This window comes from Embleya scabrispora (assembly GCF_002024165.1).
Lineage (GTDB): Bacteria > Actinomycetota > Actinomycetes > Streptomycetales > Streptomycetaceae > Embleya > Embleya scabrispora_A.
In genome coordinates, this window is the sequence record NZ_MWQN01000001.1 from 2,734,659 (window position 1) to 2,750,218 (window position 15,560).

Annotated in this window: 14 protein-coding genes and 1 tRNA gene; 7 read left to right on the forward strand and 8 right to left on the reverse strand. The window is 69.1% G+C overall.

Going from position 1 to position 15,560, the window contains the following annotated elements:
• Positions 1 to 99 precede the first annotated feature (99 nt).
• Entirely contained in the window at positions 100 to 690 is a 591-nt protein-coding gene (locus tag B4N89_RS12010) for a hypothetical protein (protein WP_143657930.1), read from the forward strand.
• A gap of 21 nt (positions 691 to 711) precedes the next feature.
• Here the strand turns inward: B4N89_RS12010 and B4N89_RS12015 are convergent, their stop codons facing one another.
• The gene (locus B4N89_RS12015) at positions 712 to 1,143 is read right to left on the reverse strand and encodes a hypothetical protein (protein ID WP_143657931.1); all 432 of its coding nucleotides are present in this window, start codon (positions 1,141 to 1,143) and stop codon (positions 712 to 714) included.
• Positions 1,144 to 1,252: 109 nt separating this feature from the next.
• Between B4N89_RS12015 and B4N89_RS12020 the strand changes: the two genes are divergently transcribed.
• Positions 1,253 to 1,486, forward strand: coding sequence for a DUF4287 domain-containing protein (locus B4N89_RS12020; protein ID WP_078975854.1), 234 nt, complete (start codon positions 1,253 to 1,255; stop codon positions 1,484 to 1,486).
• A gap of 178 nt (positions 1,487 to 1,664) precedes the next feature.
• On the opposite strand, the gene B4N89_RS12025 is transcribed toward B4N89_RS12020, so the two are convergent.
• Complete coding sequence (locus B4N89_RS12025; RefSeq protein ID WP_078975855.1) at positions 1,665 to 2,519, reverse strand: Bax inhibitor-1/YccA family protein; 855 nt, start codon at positions 2,517 to 2,519, stop codon at positions 1,665 to 1,667.
• A 319-nt stretch (positions 2,520 to 2,838) separates the two neighbouring features.
• Positions 2,839 to 2,923, reverse strand: a tRNA-Leu gene (locus B4N89_RS12030).
• Between the two features lie 451 nt (positions 2,924 to 3,374).
• On the opposite strand from B4N89_RS12030, the gene B4N89_RS12035 reads away from it, so the two are divergent.
• The gene (locus B4N89_RS12035) at positions 3,375 to 4,151 is read left to right on the forward strand and encodes an ABC transporter ATP-binding protein (RefSeq protein ID WP_078975856.1); all 777 of its coding nucleotides are present in this window, start codon (positions 3,375 to 3,377) and stop codon (positions 4,149 to 4,151) included.
• A 58-nt stretch (positions 4,152 to 4,209) separates the two neighbouring features.
• Here B4N89_RS12035 and B4N89_RS12040 read toward each other — a convergent pair whose 3' ends face one another.
• The 5 genes from B4N89_RS12040 to eno all read right to left on the reverse strand — a co-directional run bounded on the left by B4N89_RS12040 (position 4,210) and on the right by eno (position 9,713).
• Complete coding sequence (locus tag B4N89_RS12040) at positions 4,210 to 5,559, reverse strand: NAD(P)/FAD-dependent oxidoreductase (protein ID WP_078975857.1); 1,350 nt, start codon at positions 5,557 to 5,559, stop codon at positions 4,210 to 4,212.
• 538 nt (positions 5,560 to 6,097) lie between these two features.
• Entirely contained in the window at positions 6,098 to 7,045 is a 948-nt protein-coding gene (locus B4N89_RS12045) for a Ppx/GppA phosphatase family protein (protein ID WP_078975858.1), read from the reverse strand.
• A complete protein-coding gene (locus B4N89_RS12050; RefSeq protein WP_078975859.1) occupies positions 7,042 to 7,605 on the reverse strand; it encodes a DUF501 domain-containing protein in 564 nt (187 codons plus the stop codon). The genes B4N89_RS12045 and B4N89_RS12050 overlap by 4 nt, the downstream gene beginning before the upstream one ends.
• A gap of 132 nt (positions 7,606 to 7,737) precedes the next feature.
• Complete coding sequence (locus tag B4N89_RS47665) at positions 7,738 to 8,376, reverse strand: FtsB family cell division protein (protein ID WP_161500700.1); 639 nt, start codon at positions 8,374 to 8,376, stop codon at positions 7,738 to 7,740.
• A 56-nt stretch (positions 8,377 to 8,432) separates the two neighbouring features.
• The gene (gene eno, locus B4N89_RS12060; protein ID WP_078979298.1) at positions 8,433 to 9,713 is read right to left on the reverse strand and encodes a phosphopyruvate hydratase; all 1,281 of its coding nucleotides are present in this window, start codon (positions 9,711 to 9,713) and stop codon (positions 8,433 to 8,435) included.
• Positions 9,714 to 9,875: 162 nt separating this feature from the next.
• Between eno and B4N89_RS12065 the strand changes: the two genes are divergently transcribed.
• From B4N89_RS12065 to B4N89_RS12080, 4 genes are read left to right on the forward strand one after another with little or no spacing between them, the layout of a single operon-like run.
• Positions 9,876 to 10,238 (forward strand): SseB family protein, encoded by a 363-nt coding sequence (locus B4N89_RS12065; RefSeq protein WP_107504164.1) that lies wholly within the window; start codon positions 9,876 to 9,878, stop codon positions 10,236 to 10,238.
• Positions 10,231 to 10,581, forward strand: a complete 351-nt coding sequence (locus B4N89_RS12070) for a hypothetical protein (RefSeq protein WP_078975860.1) — start codon at positions 10,231 to 10,233, stop codon at positions 10,579 to 10,581. The genes B4N89_RS12065 and B4N89_RS12070 overlap by 8 nt, the downstream gene beginning before the upstream one ends.
• Before the next feature lie 13 nt (positions 10,582 to 10,594).
• Positions 10,595 to 15,028 (forward strand): DUF6531 domain-containing protein, encoded by a 4,434-nt coding sequence (locus tag B4N89_RS12075; RefSeq protein WP_078975861.1) that lies wholly within the window; start codon positions 10,595 to 10,597, stop codon positions 15,026 to 15,028.
• The gene (locus B4N89_RS12080; protein ID WP_078975862.1) at positions 15,025 to 15,489 is read left to right on the forward strand and encodes a hypothetical protein; all 465 of its coding nucleotides are present in this window, start codon (positions 15,025 to 15,027) and stop codon (positions 15,487 to 15,489) included. The genes B4N89_RS12075 and B4N89_RS12080 overlap by 4 nt, the downstream gene beginning before the upstream one ends.
• Positions 15,490 to 15,560: the final 71 nt, after the last annotated feature.

Consider the following 15,560-nt stretch of genomic DNA (forward strand, 5'->3'; position numbering starts at 1 on the left):
AGCTCCCGTCCCGCCGGGACGTCGCGCCCTGGCGGCAAGGCGTCGGCGGCGCGACCCTGGAAGGGAAGGGTTCTCCGGGTCGGCCGAGGGTTGCGGATCATGCCGAACGTCTACATCGTCCCCGTCCTGCTCACCGCGGCATGCGCCGTCGCGGTGACCACCGTCGTGCGACGGTTGGCCCGACGCCGCCGAGCCCGGGCCGGCGCCGACGTCCGGGACCGGGCGTTCGTCGACCACCTCTTCCGCAGCCGCGAGCCGGAGCGGCCGGCGCTGACCGTGCCGGGGCACGCGCGCGACGACCGCCCGGACGACCGCCCCGAGCCGGACGAGGACGGCGCCCGCCGCCCGCACCCCTCGGAGAACCTGACCCCGCTGCTGCCCACCCACCTGACCGCCGGCTACCTCACCGGCCTGGTCGCCGGCGGCACCCCGGTCACACACGTGCGCACCGGATCGCCCACCGGCGCCGGCGGCCTGGACGTGCTCGACTTCGCCGACGGCAGCTCGCTGGTGGTGATGCCCGGCGACCCGGAGGCCACCACGCTGATCGAGATCGCGCTGTCCCTGGGCCGCCCGGTCCGGCTGCTCGGCACCTCGCAGATCGGCGGCGGCTGGACGCTGACCTTCGGCGTGGACGAGGACACCACCTACGCCCTCGCCGACCGCCTGTACGTCCGCCCTCCCGCGTAGCCGGCGCCGCGGCCGGGCGCGTCAGATCGCCGCGGCCAACTCCCGCACCATCTCCCGGGCGCGGCGCACCACATCGCCCGCCGTCGCCGGCTCGCCGTCGTCCAGGCCCAGCGGGTGCTCCTCGGCCAACGGCTCCAGCGCCGCGGCCAGATCACCCGACGTCACCGCGATCTGGTCGCCGACCACGAACACCCCCAGATCCGGCACCTCGCGCCGGGGTTCGCCCTCCACCGCGGCGGCCAGATCGGCCAGGCACTGGGCCAGCGCGAGCGCCGCGCCCGCCCGGCTCGGCGCGCCCTCCTGACGGGCGGTCAGCGGGGCCTTGAGCCGGGCCTCGGACAGGTGGCGGAGCCGGTCGGCGACCGCGCCGGACTCCTTGACGAACGGGGCCAGGTCGACCATGAGGGAAACGGACGGTTTCCCGACCGGCGGGATGGGGATGCGGGACGACATAACCGGAGCGTACCCAGCGCGCGCACCGCGTGTGGGCCGGCTTCGACCGCTTGCCAACCGTTCGCCCGTCATGCACGCTCGGGTAACGGAACGCTCACCGGAGGCGCTTATGTCCTTGCACTTCTCCGAAGAGACCCACCGCAACCTCGTGGCCCGGGTGCCCGCCTGCACCGGCCGCGAACTCCCCGAATGGTTCCGGGAGATCGAGGCCGGTCCGGCCTTCTCCCGGTTCGAGGACCGGGTCTCCTGGCTCCAGGGCGAGCACAACCTCGGACACGGCCACGCCCTCGCCATCGTCCGCGAGCACGAGCGCCGCCGGCACGCGCCGGGCGGAGTCAGCTGATCCGCCGACCCTCGGCCGATCCGCTGCCGGCCCCCCGTCGAAGACCGCCATCACGCTGATCGCACACACACGACGCCCCCGCACCCCTCCGCCGATCCCGCGAACGCGAAAGCGGCGGTGCCCCCGAGTGGGGGCACCGCCGCTTCGGCGTTGTCGGGCACGGGGCCCGCCACCCGCGTCAGTCCCGAAGGATCGACAGCAGGCGCAGGACCTCCAGGTAGATCCACACGAGGGTCACGGTCAGGCCGAACGCCGACCGCCACGCCTCCTTCTCCGGAACGCCCTGGGCGGCCAGTTGCTCGATCTCGTTGAAGTCGAGGGACAGGAAGAACGCGCCGATGAGGATGCCGAGGATGCCCATCACGATGCCCAGCGGACCGCTGCGCAGGCCGAGGCCGTCGCCGCCGGCGATCAGCATCGCCAGTCCGTTGACGAGCATGAGCGTGACGAAGCCGATCGCGATCGCGAGACCGATGCGCGCGTAGCGGCTGGTCACCTTGATCCAGCCGGACTTGTACGCGACCAGCATGCCGACGAACACGGCGGCCGTGCCGAGGACGGCCTGAACCACGATGCCGCTGTACCGCTGCTCGAACGCGTGGCTGATCGCGCCCAGGAACACACCTTCGAGCGCGGCGTAGGTCAGCACCAGGGCCGGGCTGATCTCCCGCTTGAAGGTCAGGACCATCGCGACGACGAACGCCGCGAGCGCGGCGCCGACCGCCCAGCCGAAGTTCTCGAACGGCAGGAAGGCCCACGACAGCGCACCGGTGACGACGACCGTCAACAACGTCATCGCGGTACGCGCGACCACGTCGTCGATCGTCATCCGGCCGGTCTGGAGCGGACCGGCGGACTGCGCCCGGTACATCTCCTGAAGCTGCTCGGGGGTCATCGGTTGCATCGGCGGCTGCTGCGGCCCGCCGAACGGGGCGCCCTGCGGCCCGGGCTGCGGCGCTCCGTAGCCGGCCTGCTGCTGCCGGCCGGTCTCGAACGCCCCCCGCCGCGTGAGCACCGGGTTGCTGCTCCTCATGTCATCTCCTCCATGCCCCCGGGTGGGGGTCGTGGCTTAAGAGAGTAATCCCCGAGTAAAGCTCTCGGGGGCTCCATCCTTCCCCTTCAACGTCCCCGGACACGCGATTTGTGCCCGTGGTCACTGTCCGGTCATAAAAAGTCGGATGGAATCCATCGCGAAGCCGATCGCTGTGAACGCGGGAGCACCCGGCGCTGTTCGCGAGTCGAGGTGGCCCGCGGGCCCGGGAAATCATCCGGTTGGTGGTCCAGACCACCGGGGCCCGCCGTCGCGAGTTCGCAACGATACGGCGTTCTTGCAGCTCAGAGCCATGATCATCTGGTCCCCGGAGCGGGACTCGAACCCGCACGACCTTGCGGTCAAGGAGGTTTAAGCTCCTCGTGTCTGCGTTCCACCATCCGGGGGCGATGCTGAGCGTAGCGGCCCCGGCGCACCGGGTTGACCCCCTGAATTTCGTGACGCCGCAAACGACTCTCGGCGACCCGTTCGATAGCGGAGAGCGACGAAGGGCAACCCGTCCCGATGCCGCACGGATGATGCCGAATGGGTGCTTTGAGGCGCCTGAGCAGGGGATATACCGCATTCGGCCGCGCTTGCGCGGCGCCCCGGTCGAGTCGGGAGTCCCACTTCGGGACGGCCGACTGGCGGCCGACGACCGGTCGCCGGAGGGGCGCGAGTCCGCCGCCGGCACCGCTTGGCGCGATCGATTTGGACCATGCGTGAGCGAAACCGGCGAAGCGTGAGTAAGTGTGATCAGGCGTCCCGGATCATGCGCAATCTTGGGGAAGCGTGGGTAGGCAGCACGAATCGGAACCATTCCGTCGCCCTGCGCAGCCCCGAGGAAAGAGGTCTCCTGTGACCGCCACCGAACCCATCGCGGGAGTCGGGACGCACGGCGCGCTCGCCGCCGTCGCCACCGACCTGACCAAGGTCTACGGCGAGGGCGAGACGCGGGTGATCGCGCTCGACGGCGTCTCGGTCGGCTTCCGGCGCGCGGAGTACACCGCGATCATGGGGCCCTCCGGGTCGGGCAAGTCCACGCTGATGCACTGCATGGCGGGGCTCGACTCGATCACGTTCGGCTCGGTGCGACTCGGCGACGCGGAGTTGTCCACGTTGAACGACAAACAGCTCACCCTGCTCCGCCGGGAGAAGGTCGGTTTCGTCTTCCAGTCGTTCAACCTGCTGCCCACGCTCACCGCGCTGGAGAACGTCACGCTCCCGATGGACATCGCGGGGGTCAAGCCCGACAAGGCCTGGCTCGACCATGTGATCGAGACCGTCGGGCTGCGCGACCGGCTCAGGCACCGGCCGAGCGAGTTGTCCGGCGGCCAGCAGCAGCGCGTCGCGTGCGCCCGCGCGCTGGCGAGCAAACCGGAGATCATCTTCGCCGACGAACCGACCGGCAACCTCGACTCGCGCTCCGGCGCCGAGGTCCTGGGCTTCCTCCGCAGCAGCGTCTACGACCTGGGCCAGACCATCGTGATGGTCACCCACGACCCGAACGCGGCCTCCTACGCGGACCGCGTGGTGTTCCTGGCCGACGGCCGGATCGTCGACGAGATGGCCGCGCCGACCTCCGACCTGGTCCTGGAACGCATGAAGCGCTTCGAGGCCCAGCGCACGAGCTGAGCGAACGCGACGGAGCCCGGTACGCACAGGGCGTACCGGGCTCCGTGTCGCGAACGACCTACGACTTGGCCACGGGCTCCGCGGCCGGCCGGGGCGCGGGCAGCGCCGCCTCGGCGAACTCGTCGCGCGGGTGTTCCATCGCGCCGAGCGAGACGATCTCGCGCCGGAAGAACGCCGACAGCGTCCAGTCGGCGAAGACCCGGAACTTGCGGTTGAACGTCGGCACCATCGCACCGTGGTAGGTGCGGTGGAACAGCCAGGCCGGCAGGCCCTTGAGCTTGAACCGGCCGAACATCACCGCGACGCCCTTGTGCAGACCGAGGCCGGCCACCGCGCCGAGGTTCTTGTGCTTGTACTCCTGCGGCGGGAAGCCGCGCATGACCGAGACGACGTTGTCGCCCAGGACCCGGGCCTGCCGCAGCGCGTGCTGCGCGTTCGGCGGGCACCAGGCGCCCTCGCCCACGGCCAGGTCCGGCACCTGGGCGTTGTCGCCGGCGGCGAACACGTTGTCCATGCCGACCACCTGGAGGGTGGTGCGGGTGTCGACGTGACCGCGCGGGCCGAGCGGCAGACCGTACTCCGACAGCACCGGGTTGGGCTTGACGCCCGCGGTCCACAGGATCGTCGAGGCGTCGAACTCGACGTCGTTCGAGAGCACGCAGTGCTTGTCGACGCACGACTTGAGCGAGGTCTCCAGGTGGAACTCGATGTCGCGGCTCTTCAGCCGCTCCAGCGTCCACGCGCCGAGCTCGGGACCGACCTCGGGGAGGATGCGGTTGGCCGCCTCCACCATCACGAAGCGCATGTCCTCGCGCTTGAGGTTCTTGTAGTAGCGCACCGCGTCGCGGGCCATGTCCTCGACCTCGGCCAGCGCCTCGATACCGGCGAAGCCGCCGCCGACGAAGCAGAACGTCAGCGCCTTGCGGCGGATGTCCTCGTCGGTGGTGGAGTCGGCCAGGTCGAGCTGCCCGAGCACGTGGTTGCGCAGTGCGATGGCTTCTTCGATGGTCTTGAGACCGATGCCGTTCTCGGCGAGGCCGGGAATGGGGAAGGTCCGCGATATGGAGCCGAGCGCGATGACGATGTAGTCGAAGCCGAGTTCGTAGGACTCGCCGGCCAGCGGCTCGACGAGCGCCACCTTGCGGTCGTGGTCGACGGAGGTGACCCGGCCGTTGACGATCTCGGCGTTGGGCAGGACACGGCGCAGCGGCACCACGACGTGGCGCGGTGAGATGCTGCCGGCGGCCGCTTCCGGGAGGAAGGGCTGGTAGGTCATGTACGACCGCGGGTCGACGACCGTGACGGTCGCTTCGCCGAAGCGCATCTTCTTGAGGATGCGCTGCGCGGCGTACAGACCAACGTAGCCGCCGCCGACGATGAGGATGCGAGGGCGATCCGTGTTGCTCATGTTTGGAAGTATCCACCGATCGAAGACGCCGGTGCTTCGAGGCCGCGCGCAGTACCGAAGGGGCCGTCTGGTACCCTTCGTCCTTTTGCTTGTGCATTTGTGCACGGTGGGCGGTCGGGGCGGATCCATCCGACCCCGACACCCGGCGACTCGGTCCCGGTGACCTGCGTCGATCCTGCCCGAGGGGGGCGGGGACGGCGCAATGTGATCTCCACCTCGGCTCGTCGGCGACCGGAGTTTTCGAAGGCGGGGGCGTCTCGAACCGGGCCGACCAGAGGAAAACGGCCCCACATGGCCAACTTTTGCCCCGTCGACCATGTGAAGGGATTCACAAACTTTCGTCCGTGTCCGAACGTTGGACAGGGGTCGTTGGTTCCCCGACGGCGCTTGTTCGGTCGCTGTTCCTCGCTGTTCCTCGCTGTCCGGTTGGCTGTTCGGTTTGCTGCCGGCTCGTTGTCGACGCAGGGGCCAACTCGCGGGCGCGCCACGGGGGTCGGGGGGCGCGCCCGCGAGCGTGGGGGCGGAAGCGGGGCGGGGGCTACTCGCCGGCCGGGGCCTCCGCCTCGGACCAGGCGATGCCGTCCAGGATGTCGTGTTCGCTGACCACGACCTCGGTCAGGCCGGTGCGTTCCATGATCGTGCGCAGGACCAGGGCGCCGGCGGCGATGACGTCGACGCGGCCCGGGTGCAGGACGGGGATGGTCGCGCGTTCGGCGTGGGTGCTCGCCAGGAGGCGGGCGGTGACGGTGCGGACCTGGTCCAGGGTCGGCCGGGCGTGGTGGATCGCGGTCGAGTCGTATTCGGGCAGGTCGAGCGCGATGCCCGCGACCGTGGTCACCGAGCCGGCCAGGCCGACCAGGGTGCGGGCGCGCGCCAGGGGGACCACGGCCGCGACCTGGTCCAGGGCGGCCTCGATGTCGGTGATCGCGGCGGCGATCTGGGCCGGCGTCGGCGGGTCGTCGCGCAGGTGGCGCTCGGTCATCCGGACACAGCCGATGTCCACCGACCGGGCCGCCTCGGGCCGGTCGGTGCCGAGGACGAATTCGGTGGAGCCGCCGCCGAGGTCGACCACGAGGTAGGGCGTCTCGACGGCGCCGGTCCCGGCCAGTTCGCGGGTCGCCCCCACGAAGGACAGCGCGGCCTCCTCGTCGCCCGAGATCACCTCCGGCTCGACGCCCAGGATCTTGCGGACGCCGTCGCGGAACTCGTCCCGGTTCTCCGCGTCCCGGCTGGCGCTGGTGGCCACGAAACGCACCCGCTCGGCGCCCAGTTCGCGGATCACCTCGGCGTAGTCGACGCACGCCGCGAAGGTGCGCTCCAGGGCCTCCGGGGCCAGCCGGCCGGTCCGGTCCACGCCCTGGCCGAGTCGGACGATCCGCATTCGGCGGTCCAGGTCGACCAGGGTGCCGGCGGCCGGGTCCAGGTCGGCGACGAGCAGGCGGATGGAGTTGGTGCCGCAGTCGATCGCGGCCACGCGTCGGGTCATCGGGTCTCGTCCTCCGGGGCGGCGACGTCGGCGGGCGGAGCGGCGGCGGGAGGGGTTGCGTCGGCGGGGGCGTCGGCGGGGGCGTCCACGCACACGCACGGGCCCTTGGCCCACCAGTCGGGCAGCGCGTCCAGCGCCTCGTCGCCGAGCGGGTTGACGCCGCGTCCGGCGGCGAGCGCGTGGCCGACCAGGACGTGCAGGCATTTGACCCGGTCCGGCATGCCGCCCGCCGACGGGAAGCCCTCCAGCACCTCGATCGTGTCCCGGCGCGCGATGTAGTCCTCGTGCGCGGCGGCGTACCGGGCGGCCAGGTCCTCGTCCTCCGCCAGGCGCGCGTTCATCTCGCGCATGACGTTGTTCGCCTCCAGCGTCCCGATCGCGGACGCCGCCCGAGGGCAGGTCAGGTAGTACAGCGTCGGGAACGGCGAGCCGTCCTCCAGGCGCGGGGCGGTCTCCACGACGTCCGGCAGCCCACACGGGCACCGGTGGGCGACGCCGCGCAGACCACGCGGGGTACGGCCGAGCTGCGCCTTGACGGCGTCGATGTCCTGCTGATCCATGGAGGGAGTATGTCCTGTTTCGCTGAATGGTTCGGACCGACGTTCGACCGGGGTGCCGCCCCGGAGCCGCGCGCGGCGGCCGGTCGCGGTCGCACGGCGCGCGACCCGGGGGTCGCCGAGACCCGGACCGGCCTAGCCGATCGACGTGGCGGGTGTCCTCGTGGGCGTCGGGGGCGTGCTCGGGGTCGGGGTACCGGCCTTGTCCGCGTCGCGGGTGGAGTCCCACAGGTTGCGGTACCACGGCGGCGAGCTGGCCTGGGCCGGGGTGGGCGGCGCCGGGTCGCCCGTAATGCCGCCCGGCGGCACCACCAGGTAGGCGGTGTCGCCCGGGTAGACGAAGTGCAGGCGCTCGCGCGCCTGTTGCCGGACGTACGCCGGGTCGTTCCAGCGCTCCAGATCGGACCGCATGCGCTCGGTCTCGGACTGCTGCTTGCGGGTGCTCTCGCGCAGGTCGGCCACGTCGGAGCGCTGCGCCAGGTATTGCCGCAGCGGATAGACGAGGGCGATCGCCAGGCTCAGCACCACCAGGGTCAGCACGATCCACTTGCCGCCGCCGCGCCGGCGCAGCCGACCCAGGCTCGCCGCCGCGGCCGAGTCCTTGAAGGACCCGGCCGCGGTCTTCGGCTTGGCGGGCTTCGGCCCGGCCGACCTCGACGGGGCCGATGCCGGGCGCGTACCGCGGGCCTGACGCGGCGGTGCGACGGCTCGGGACGCGCGGGCGGCCCGAGTCGGCCCGGCCGTCCTGCGACCGCCCTCGCCCTGCTCGCTCACGCGTCCTCCCGCCGTTGTGTCGATCCGGCGCCGGCGGTCCCCCGCCCGACCGGGTGTCAGCCCTGGAAGCGCGGGAACGCGGCGCGGCCGGCGTACTCCGCCGCGTCGTCGAGGATCTCCTCGATGCGCAGCAGCTGGTTGTACTTGGCGACCCGGTCGGAGCGCGCCGGGGCGCCCGTCTTGATCTGGCCGCAGTCCGTGGCCACGGCGAGGTCCGCGATCGTGGTGTCCTCGGTCTCGCCGGACCGGTGACTCATCATGCACCGGTAGCCGTTGCGGTGGGCGAGCGACACGGCGTCGAAGGCCTCGGTGAGCGTGCCGATCTGGTTGACCTTCACCAGGAGGGCGTTGCCCGCCTTCTCGGCGATGCCGCGCGCCAGGCGCTCCGGGTTGGTGACGAACAGGTCGTCGCCGACGAGCTGGACCTTGTCGCCGACCTGCGCGGTGAGCGCGACCCAGCCGTCCCAGTCGCTCTCGTCCAGCGGGTCCTCGATCGAGACCAGCGGGTACGCGTCGACCAGCTCGGCGTAGTAGGCCGACATCTCGGCGGAGGTCTTCTTGGCGCCCTCGAAGACGTACGCGCCGTCGGTGTAGAACTCGCTGGCCGCCGCGTCCATGGCGAGCGCGATGTCGGTGCCCGGGGTGTAGCCGGCCTTCTCGATCGCCTCGACGATCAGGTCCAGCGCGGCGCGGTTGTTCTCCAGGTTCGGCGCGAAGCCGCCCTCGTCGCCGATGCTGGTGGCCAGGCCGCGCGCCTTCAGCACGGACTTGAGGCAGTGGTACACCTCCGCGCCCCAGCGCACCGCCTCGGCGAAGGTCTCCGCGCCGATCGGCGCGATCATGAACTCCTGGATGTCGACGTTGGTGTCCGCGTGCGCACCACCGTTGAGGATGTTCATCATCGGCACGGGAAGCACGTGCGCGTTCGGGCCGCCGAGGTAGCGGAACAGCGGCAGGTTCACCGATTCGGCGGCGGCGTGCGCCACGGCGAGCGAGACGCCGAGGATGGCGTTGGCGCCCAGTTCGCCCTTGTTCTCGGTGCCGTCCAGGTCGATCATCGCCTGGTCGATCAGCCGCTGGTCGTCGGCCTCGGTGCCGACGATCTCGTCGTAGATGCGGTCGTTGACCGCGTCGACGGCCTTTTGTACACCCTTGCCGCCGTAGCGGGACTCGTCGCCGTCCCGCAGCTCGACGGCCTCGAAGGCACCGGTGGAAGCGCCGGACGGCACGGCGGCACGGCCCGAGCTGCCGTCGTCGAGGACGACCTCGACCTCCACCGTGGGGTTCCCTCGGGAGTCCAGGATCTCCCGGGCGTGGATGACGTCGATGGACGGCACGAGTTTCTCCTTGATCAAGGGGCACGCTGGTCTGCTCGGCCAGCCTAGTAGCAGCCCGGGTCGCGCTTTGCTCGGGAACGGGTAGCTGTGGGCGACTATTCGGTGACACGAACGCGAACGGATTGGCTAGGGTGACGCTCGGTCGAGGGACGGGGCGTACACATGACCGAACCGGATCCGGGGGACATATCGCCGCTCGTGCGGGAGATCGGCCGGCTGCTCGCGGGCGAGGGCGACCCGCCGGCGCTGCTGAGCGCGCTGCTCGCGGCCCGGCTGTACTGCGAACGACCCGAGCGGGTCGGCTTCGCGGCGATCGGCCCGCCGGGTGGCGGGGTGGTCCCGGTGTTCACGTCGGAGGAGCAGTTGGCGCTGTTCGTCCGGGGCGGGTGCGACTGGTTCGCCACCGAAGGCGCCGACCTGCTGCGGCTGTTGCCGCCCGGCTACGACATCGCCGTCGACCTGGCCGGCCCGCGACCGGTGCGGCTGCGGGCGAGTCTGTGGAACGCGGAGGCGGCGGATGGGTGACGACGGGTTCAGGGTCGACAGCGCCTTCGTGCGCGGGGCCGGTACGGAGCTGATCGAAGCGCTGACGGTGGCGCGGGAAATCGCCCAGAAGCAACAGCCGTTGCAGAAGCAGCTGGAAGCGCTGCAGAAGTACTACTCGTCACCGCTCCAGGCCGGCGAGATCGTGCTCGAAGCCGGCAAGGCGATGGCCGCGCTGGTCAACCTCGGCGAGAACATCGCGATCGCGCTGGAGATGGCCGCGCAGCAGTACGAAGCGGCCGAACGCGACGCCAGGGCCCGGTTCTTCACGCCCGGCGGTGCGGCCTCGATCCACGCGGGCGACGACATGGGCACCACGAACTGACGGAGGCCGCCCGGTGTTGACATCCGGCGAACCACTCACCCCCGACTCGCAGCCTCGCGGCCTGATACCGGGCGACTGGGAGGTGTTGCAGGCGGTCGCCGACATGCTGACCCGGTTCTCGGTGCAGGCGTTGGAGGCCAAGGGACGGCTCGGCAAGATCGAGGGCAAGGACCTCTGGCAGGGCGACGCGGCGGAGGGTTTTCGCAAGGACCTCGGGATCGTCACCGAGATCCTGGGCCTGCACGGCAAGGAATACCCGAGCGTCGCCGCGAAGTTGCGCGAGTTCGCCGAGGTGTTGCGGTTCGCCCAGGGCGAGTGCGCGAACGAGATCATCCCGAAGGCGAAGCAGGCGTTCTGGCTGATCGAGGCGCAGGCGCGCGAGCAGGAGTCGTACGACCTGGCCAAGCGCGATCAGGATGTGCAGAAGGCCAACGGCGTCGGCAAGGAGTGCCTGCCCTCGTTGCCGCACAAGCCCGAGGGCCACCCGGGCGCGGACATGTTGCGCGAGGCGCAGGAGCAGTTGAAGCGGGTGCGCGAGCGGGTGGAAAGGGCCGACGCGCACGCGCTGTTGGAACTGCGCAAGTCCCGTGGCGTTCTCGACCTCGACCCGGACATATGGAAGACGCTCCGCCAGGCCGGGATCGATTTCGCCAAGGGCGCCGGCAGTGGAGTCTTCGAGCTCGCGAGCTTCGCGTGGACGATCGACCCGGCTCGGACCTTCGTCGACCCGATCGCGTACGCCACCGATCTCAAGGGCATCGCGGGCGGCATGCTCGGCATCGCCCGGGACCCGGTGGGGTTCGCCCAGGACACGGTCGTCTCCTCGTGGGAGGACTTCAAGAAGAACCCGGCCCGCTGGCTCGGCCACGTGGCGCCCGACCTGGCCCTGACGCTGGCGACGCGCGGCGGCAACAAGGCGCTGACGCCCGCCGAGCAGGTCGAGAAGAACATCGCCAAGCGGGACAACCCGCGCTGCCGGGCCGCGGAGGCGTGCACACGCGAGGGCGAGCCGATCGACGTGGTCACCGGCGAGATGGTGCTGCCGCAGACCGACGTGACGCTGCCGGGCGCGCTGCCGTTGGTGCTGGAGCGGCACCACCGGACGGCGTTCGGCGGGGGCCGGTTCTTCGGCGAGCGGTGGGCGTCGACGTTCGACCAGTGCCTGCGTCTGGGCGCGGACCGGGTCACGTTCACGGCCGCCGACGGGATGACGCTGCGCTACCCGGTGCCGAGGCCGGGCGAGCCGGTGCTGCCGATGGGCGGATATCGGTGGCCCCTGGCGTGGGACGGCGCCGGGAGCTTCACGGTCACCGACCCGCGGCGGGGGTGGACGTGGTCCTTCGCGGCCCTGCCGGGTGCGGCCTCGCGGCGAATACCGGTGCGAGCGCTGACGGATCGCAACGCCAACCGCGTCGAGTACGCCTACGACGCGGAGGGCGTGCCGCGCGAGGTCACCCACTCGGGCGGCTACCGGGTGGCGGTCGACTCGGCGGCGAGCCTGGTCACGGGCCTGCGCCTCCTCGACACGGACCCCGTCACCCACGCGAGCACGTACGACCCGGCGGCCTCCGTCGACCTCGTCACCTTCACCCACGACGACGCCGGCAACCTCACCGAAGTCGTCAACTCCTCCGGCCGCCCCCTGCGCTTCACCTACGACACCGACCACCGCATGACGTCCTGGACCGACCGCAACGGCACCTGGTACCAGTACGAGTACGACGAGGCGGGCCGCTGCGTACGCGGCTCCGGCATCGACGGCATCCTGGACAACACCTTCGCCTACGACGAGGCATCCCGGACCACCAGGATGACCGACGCGTTGGGCGCCGTCCGAACCTACGAATACAACGACTGGTCCCAGGTCATCCGCGAAACCGACCCGGCAGGCGGCACCCGCCACACCGAATGGGACTCCTACAACCGCCGAGTCGCAATCACCGACGAACTCGGCCACACCACGAGGTACACCTACGACGCGGCCGGCAACACCACCGGCGTAATCCTCCCCAACGGCACCTTCACAGTCGCCGACCACGACCCCACCCTGTGCCGCCCGACCAGAATCACCGGCTTGGACGGCGGAGTCCGCAGCCACACCTACGACACCCGCGCCAACCTCCTCACCACCACCGACGAACTCGGCGCCATCACATCCCACACCTACAACGAGGCCGGCCACCTCACAACCATCACCAACGCTTTGGGCCACACCACAACGGTCACCCCCAACCCGGCCGGCCTCCCGATCGCGGTAACCGACCCACTCGGCGCCACCACGAAGCTCACCCGCAACGCCTTCGGCCGCCCCACCACGCTGACCGACCCCATGGGCCACACCACCAAAACAACCTGGACGGTGGAAGGCCAACCAGCACGGCGCGAACGCCCAGACGGCACGATCGAATTTTGGACCTGGGACGGCGAGGGCAACCTCCGACACCACGTCAACCCAGCAGGCTTCACCACGTCCTACGAGTCGACGCACTTCGACTTGCCGGCGGCCCGAACCGGACCCGACGGCGCAAGGTTGGAATTCACCTACGACGCCGAACTCCGCCTCACCGAAGTCACCAACCCACAGGGTCGCACCTGGCGCTACGCCTACGACTCGGTAGGCCGCCTCGCCGCCGAGACGGACTTCAACGGTCGAGAATTGACCTACCATTACGATGCAGCCGGCCGGTTGATCCGACACAGGAACGGCGCGGGAGAGATCATCGCGTACACCCGCGACGCCACCGGCTGGGTCACTTCGCAGCGCCACGACGCAACCCAGTATGAAACGATTTACCACTTCGACGCCGCCGGCCGCCTGATCCGGGCTATCGCTCCGGAAGCGGATCTGATCCTCACGTATGACGCCCTTGGTCGTATCACGGCCGAGACTACCAACGGCCGTACGTTGTCCAACGCGTACGATGCGGCGGGAAACCGTATTCGCCGGACAACCCCCGCCGGCCACGTCACCGAATGGACCTACGATCCTTCGGGCCGCCCGACGGCCTTACATATTGCTGGAAATAGGCTCGAATTTACCTTCGATCCCGCCGGGCGCGAAACAATCCGTCGTTTCGGAGACCGGGTAACCTTCGCTCAAGAGTGGAACGAGACTCATCACCTCATCTCCCGGACAACCTGCGTCGGAGATCCGGCCGGCAGGATCGCTGCTTCCTTGGACCCGGACCTCGGCGTCATCGAACGTTCTCGTCAGAATTACACCTTCCGGGCCGACGGCTTCGTCACGTCGATCGACGAACCGAACATCGGCCTCAAGACGTATGACCTGAACGAGGTGGGCCGCGTCACCGCCGTTCGCGCGCATGGTTGGACGGAACGCTATGCGTACGACCGGGCCGGAAATCAACTTCATGCCGACTGGCCCGAATCCGAAAGCGCCGGAGGCGGGCGGGAAGTCGTCGGAACCCTGATCCGTCGCGCCGGCCGTATCCGCTATAAATATGACGAACAAGGGCGCATAATCCAACGGACACAAAAGACCCTGTCCGGAAAATCCAAGTCCTGGATCTACGCCTGGGGTCCGGAGGATCGACTGACGAGCGTCGTCACGCCGGACGGCATCACCTGGCAATACATCTATGATGCGCTGGCCCGCCGGATAGCCAAGCAACAATTGACGCCCAGCGGCACCGTTGCGACTGAAGTGCTCTTTTCCTGGGACAACTCATTCTTGGCAGAGCAGGATACGCCGGAGGACGCAACGACCACCTGGGAGTACGAATCCGGGGATAATCACCGTCCACTCCTGCAGGTCGACACTTCTGTAGGAGAGGAAGGAAAAAACGTGTGCTGCCTCGCAATCGTGTGTGCCCTCGACGGAACTCCCGTCGAACTCATCGACACCGAAGGGGCAGTTGCCTGGCATTCCCGGCATACGCTGTGGGGTGCGAGGATTGCGGCCACTCCCGGAGACTTGGACTGCCCACTCGGTTTTCCGGGACAGTACCGCGATTCGGAGTCTCAAATATTCCATAGTGTTTTTCGACAATATGATCCAATCCTTGCTCAATTTTGCAGCCCCGACCCTTTGGGTATCGAAGCGTCACCCAACCATCACGCCTACGTTATAAACCCTGTCGCGTGGTCCGATCCGCTCGGACTGGCCCCCCAGGGCGCCAAGGATCCCATAAGTCTCGGTCCGGGATTCACGGCAAGAATTGATGTATTTCCCATGGGGTTGGGGACCGACTTCGAAATCCATGTCTACAAGGGCGGCGTCGACTACGGTGTCTACGGCAGCACTGGGTGGTTCGCCAAGCATGGCCACGGAACGGACATCGAAGTCCCCGCCGCGATCGAAAATTCATTGAGGGGGATGGCTATCGAAATGCTCCGCAGGACCAATAGATTGGGTCCACGCGGAACCGAAGACATCTCGGGCGATAATTGGCATCGCCCGAGGCTGACGGGCGGAGGATGTAAATGAAATTCATCGAGATCGAATGGCGGGACGACATTCGAGGATTTTGGCTGGACCCTCGGTCATATCTTGGTGAATTGCCGAAAATGAGTTCGCAACTTCCCCAGGGAGCCCGAGGATTCGCCACCGATCCGGGGCACTACGATTTCAGCAGCCCCAGATGCGTGAAGGATTTGGGGTTCGAAACCCTTGTAACCCCATCGGACAGTCGACAGGGTCTCGAGATCCTTTTCTCGCCCAATCCATGGAAGCACGAGGAAGCGCTTCGTATCCGATATGACGGCGTCGAAAGCCTGTCTGTGGATTGGGAAAGTCAAGCCGCGGGCGGCGGCGTCAAAGATTCCCTGCTGCTCGATGAAATCCTGCCCGCCGATGCGGGGTGCCGGCACGAGATCGCCCTCACCGGCGCAACCATCCTGATCGCGTGCGCCGACCTGACCGCATCGTGGGAGCCTCACAACCCATAAGACAACGAACCGGCATTTTTTGTGGAGCCGGCGGCTGTAGGCACCCTGAAATGCGCGGCGGCCTCGGGTCG

What these genes read in the sequence shown, in the direction of transcription:
- B4N89_RS12065 (WP_107504164.1), top strand. Translation starts at nt 9,876, where the DNA reads ATGACCGAACCGGATCCGGGGGACATATCGCCGCTCGTGCGGGAGATC.
- B4N89_RS12070 (WP_078975860.1), top strand. Translation starts at nt 10,231, where the DNA reads ATGGGTGACGACGGGTTCAGGGTCGACAGCGCCTTCGTGCGCGGGGCC.
- B4N89_RS12045 (WP_078975858.1), bottom strand. Translation starts at nt 7,045, where the DNA reads ATGACCCGACGCGTGGCCGCGATCGACTGCGGCACCAACTCCATCCGC.
- B4N89_RS12080 (WP_078975862.1), top strand. Translation starts at nt 15,025, where the DNA reads ATGAAATTCATCGAGATCGAATGGCGGGACGACATTCGAGGATTTTGG.
- B4N89_RS12050 (WP_078975859.1), bottom strand. Translation starts at nt 7,605, where the DNA reads ATGGATCAGCAGGACATCGACGCCGTCAAGGCGCAGCTCGGCCGTACC.
- B4N89_RS12040 (WP_078975857.1), bottom strand. Translation starts at nt 5,559, where the DNA reads ATGAGCAACACGGATCGCCCTCGCATCCTCATCGTCGGCGGCGGCTAC.
- B4N89_RS12015 (WP_143657931.1), bottom strand. Translation starts at nt 1,143, where the DNA reads ATGTCGTCCCGCATCCCCATCCCGCCGGTCGGGAAACCGTCCGTTTCC.
- B4N89_RS12025 (WP_078975855.1), bottom strand. Translation starts at nt 2,519, where the DNA reads ATGAGGAGCAGCAACCCGGTGCTCACGCGGCGGGGGGCGTTCGAGACC.
- B4N89_RS12010 (WP_143657930.1), top strand. Translation starts at nt 100, where the DNA reads ATGCCGAACGTCTACATCGTCCCCGTCCTGCTCACCGCGGCATGCGCC.
- B4N89_RS12020 (WP_078975854.1), top strand. Translation starts at nt 1,253, where the DNA reads ATGTCCTTGCACTTCTCCGAAGAGACCCACCGCAACCTCGTGGCCCGG.